Source organism: Zoogloea oleivorans, from assembly GCF_008107625.1.
In the GTDB taxonomy this organism is placed as follows: Bacteria; Pseudomonadota; Gammaproteobacteria; order Burkholderiales; family Rhodocyclaceae; genus Zoogloea; species Zoogloea oleivorans.
Genome location: NZ_SDKK01000065.1, coordinates 1 through 3743 on the forward strand (window position 1 = coordinate 1; position 3743 = coordinate 3743).

Sequence of the window (3743 nt, forward strand, 5' to 3'; positions counted from 1 at the left end):
ACCGGCGGTGGGAAGATTGACTGTTGAAGCGTCCATGTGTCCTCCAGAAGATGGTGTTGGAGGACATGATCGTCAGGGGATTACGAGCGACTGAGAAGATGACTTGGCTGGACGCTTACCGACCAAGGCCGCGGTATCCAGCAGATCGGTGCTTTGGCTCATCCAGTCGGTGATGGGGAAGCTTGTGCCGGCCAACTGAGCGGATGCTTCGCTCTTCTGTAGGCTGACAAAGGAAACTCCTTGTACCGCCAGGATGGGAGCCCAATCGCGTAGCGGAATGCTGCGCAGGGCATCCTTCGCGAGCATGGGGTTGCCCGCCCAGACCAGACCGACCTTGAGGCCACTAAGGGGGGAAAGCCGTGCCGCCCAGGCGGTCTTTCGCTCATCCGGCACAGACAGGTAGGGCGCCTGGCTGGGGAGGGTGTCGAGTGTGCTGTGCAGCAGGTGCGGCAGACTCATCATTGAGCAGTGCACATCGAAGGCGGACGAGATGGACTTTCCGGTTTGACTCTCGACCATGTCCACGTCGGCCATGCCCTGAAAAACCCTGACCAGGTGCGACTGACAATAGACCACCAGGCTGGCGACGCCGAGGGCCTTCAGTTGAGGCAGGTAGCGGGCCATCATCAGCGTATCGCCTAGGCCCTGTTCGGCCCACACCAGCAGCCTTTTGCCGGCTAGGGGTTCGCCTTGCCAGCGGGGCACGCCACCGAAGCGGGAGAGCATTCCGGCAAGATAGCTGTATTCCGGCTTGTCGCTCTCAAAGCGCTGTTCAAGCAGGGAAAAACCTTCCGGAAGCTCGCCCAGCAACAACAGCAACTCACCCAGGGCCAGTTGGCCGCCGCCCTGTCCTGGCATCTCGACGGCCTGGCGGAGCCGCGTTTTTGCTGCCGTCCAGTCCTGGCGCTGCTGATGTACGAGTCCCAGATTGAAGATGGCCGGCCAGAAGTTGGGGTCGAGTTCGCAGCATCGCTCATATTCCAGGCGGGCGCGATCAAGCTCCGAGGCTTCCTTGGATAGATTGCCCAAGTAGAAATGCAGGCTCAGGGAGTCGGGCTGTTTCACGAGGGCCTGTTCGAGCAGCAGTCTGGCCTTGCCGGACTGGTTTTGGCGGAAAAGCACGTAGACCAGACTGAGCAGTGCGTCTTCGCTATCGGGATCGATGATCAGGCAGCGCTCGAAATAGCCCGCAGCAATCTGGAATTCACCTTGCTCCCGGGCGATTTCGCCAAGGTTGAGCTGGGCTTGGTAGAGCGTCGGGTCGATGGCGGCAGCGCGGAGCAGATGCTCCCGTGCCATGCCGATCCGGCCTTGTTCCTTGAGTGCGAGGCCGAGATTGTTGTGCGCCCGGGCATAGGAAGGGTTGGCCGCAATCGCCTTGCGATAGCAGCGTTCTGCCTCCGCAATCTCTCCCTGATCCACGTGATCGTTGCCCCGACTCTGCCAGTCCTCGGCGCTGAGACCGTCAATGCAAACTGGTGTGACTGGATGACTGATGGCGTTGTTTTGAGCCGCCTCAGCCGTCTTCAAACGATAGAGAGAAATCAGGCGCTTTAACACGACAGCCATTTCTCGTTACGTGCACGATCCGAAGCGGTGGTGTTCACAGTGCCACCAGCACTTCCTGGGTCAGGGTGCGGGAGAACTCATCGTTGTAACCCAGCTCGGCCAGGCGTTTCTGAAAAGCCTGCCCAAACCGGGCCTTTTTGTAGATGTTCAGGCGATGCTCCCTGGCAAAGGCTTTTGCCTGGAAGAAGAGCATCTGCGCGGCCTTCTCTTTACGCGCCTGGCTCTTTTTGTCGGGCTTCCCTTGGTCAGCAGGAAAGCCCTTGGCGAAGTTTTCGGCAAGCGTTGTGGCGGTCTTTTTCGCCTCTGCGGCATTGAACCAGGAAAAAATCACTTCAGACTCCAAAAACAACAAAGGATGGGGCTTGGTTTGCCCAAAAATACGCCCGCGCTATGCTTTCTCAATTTTAGATTGGCATGAAGCGTGTTCTGGTTTTGGCGATTTAATGTTGTTGGGATTTTACCTGCATCTGGATGCAGGAGGCGTATGGATTATCCCTCTCTAGTTCCCCATGTTACGATACAAATTATTACAGACAAAGGAGAGGGGTATGAGCAGAAACGCACGAGGAGTTCGTTTGGCTGCTGCTGGCCTTGGCCTGTACCCAGTCGGCAACTGGATCATCACATACGGGCCTGCTTTGTCTGAGTGAGTTACGCTGCTTGCACTCTTGATGTCTATTGTGGCGCTAGTGTTTTTACGCGAGCAAGGGCGCAACCGCGCAGTGGCTTCGGCAGACCTCTCCTCTACTTTGGTTTTTGAGGCATGCTGTGGGATCCGCCTGATCCGTAGTGCCCACGTCTTTTTTCTTGGTGAAGTGCATCTGCATTGTCACCTGCATGTGTTGTGGGTCTGGTGATTCCTGCGTCAGTGGCAAAATTGATAATTCGACAGGCCGATGTTTCATTAAACCTGCTCTTCATCTTGAGTAAATTTTGACTCGCTTCTTCCTTGTCTTCGTTGTGGTGCTCGCCATGCTTTTTGGCATTGAGATGCTCAATCCGGTACAGCATGCCGTGGTGCATCCATGGACGACGCTGCTGGCCCGCATGAGCGGGGCGCTCATGAGCCTGTTCGATACGGATGTGATCGCTTACGGGCGGGTGCTCCAAAGCAGGGCGACGGGGTTTGGTGTCACGATTGAAGCCGGCTGCAATGGTGTCGAGGCCGCCATCATCCTGATTGCCGGAATGGTGGCATTCCCTGCTTCGTGGAGACTCAAACTCATCGGTATCGCCATCGGCATTCTGGCTGTTCAGGGCGTCAATCTCCTGCGCATCATCAGCCTGTATTACTTGGGCAAATGGAACATGCAGGTCTTTGAGTTTGCACATCTCTATCTCTGGCAGGCCCTGATCATGCTGGATGTGCTGATTGTCTGGCTGCTCTGGATGCAGATGGTTGCCCGCCGTACAGAGAGAACTCATGCCGCTTAGCCTCGTTGGACGCTTCCTGCTCGGCAGCCTTTTTTGGCTGTTCGCACTGATGCTGCCCTGGTATTACGTGGCCTCCTTTCTGGCCGTACCTGCGGTTACCCTGGCCAGTGAAATCATGCGCCTGCTTTTCCCCTGGGTGGAGGGGGTGGAGCTCATCGGTACCGTCGCCACCTTGCTGACCCAGGTCTCCGTTCTGATTCCGCAGGGCAACCGGAACGTGGTGGGTTACATCAGCCCGGATGGGAACTATCTGGTTTTCGGTTATGGGACCGTACTGTTCTGGGCGCTGATGCTTGCTTCAAAGCCGACTCGTCTGGGTTTGAAGTTGTTAGTCGGCAGCGTGGCCTTGATACCGGTACAAGCCTGGGGATTGTGTTTTCAGTGGTTGAAAGGTGTGGCCTTCAATGGTGGTCTGCGGGCTCAGCAGTACACCGGGCTGCAAGGCTGGGAACTGGAGGGGATTGCTTATGGATATCAGTTCGGGGTCTTGATACTCACGCCCTTGGTGCCGGTTCTGCTTTGGGTGCTGATGAACAGGTCGTTCATTGCCAGACTGTGGGTTGCGATGACGCTCAGGGGAGCGCTGGATGGGTATCCCGCTGGAAAGTCAATGAAGTAAAAAATTTTTGATCAATCAGAGGGTGTGATGCGTTATCTGAAGGCGTTGATTGCGATATCCGGATACGGGGTTTCATCGGTTTGGGCCACCGTATTGCCGGTTACTGGGCGGATTCAACCGG

General features: G+C 56.5%; 4 protein-coding genes. 2 read left to right on the plus strand and 2 right to left on the minus strand.

The window, feature by feature from the left end; translation table 11 throughout:
• Nucleotides 1-72: 72 nt before the first annotated feature.
• Complete coding sequence (locus tag ETQ85_RS25570; RefSeq protein WP_148581798.1) at nt 73-1569, minus strand: tetratricopeptide repeat protein; 1497 nt, start codon at nt 1567-1569, stop codon at nt 73-75.
• 34 nt (nt 1570-1603) lie between these two features.
• The gene (locus ETQ85_RS25575) at nt 1604-1900 is read right to left on the minus strand and encodes a hypothetical protein (RefSeq protein WP_148581799.1); all 297 of its coding nucleotides are present in this window, start codon (nt 1898-1900) and stop codon (nt 1604-1606) included.
• 602 nt (nt 1901-2502) lie between these two features.
• Here ETQ85_RS25575 and xrtH point away from each other — a divergent pair.
• Together xrtH and ETQ85_RS25585 are read left to right on the plus strand one after the other, a co-directional pair.
• Entirely contained in the window at nt 2503-3003 is a 501-nt protein-coding gene (gene xrtH / locus ETQ85_RS25580; RefSeq protein WP_148581800.1) for an exosortase H, read from the plus strand.
• Entirely contained in the window at nt 2993-3622 is a 630-nt protein-coding gene (locus ETQ85_RS25585; protein ID WP_148581801.1) for an exosortase H-associated membrane protein, read from the plus strand. The genes xrtH and ETQ85_RS25585 overlap by 11 nt, the downstream gene beginning before the upstream one ends.
• The last annotated feature ends 121 nt before the right edge of the window (nt 3623-3743 follow it).

Bases quoted from the DNA above. Each gene is read 5' to 3' on its own strand.
- ETQ85_RS25570 (WP_148581798.1), bottom strand. From the start codon at position 1,569: ATGGCTGTCGTGTTAAAGCGCCTGATTTCTCTCTATCGTTTGAAGACG.
- ETQ85_RS25585 (WP_148581801.1), top strand. From the start codon at position 2,993: ATGCCGCTTAGCCTCGTTGGACGCTTCCTGCTCGGCAGCCTTTTTTGG.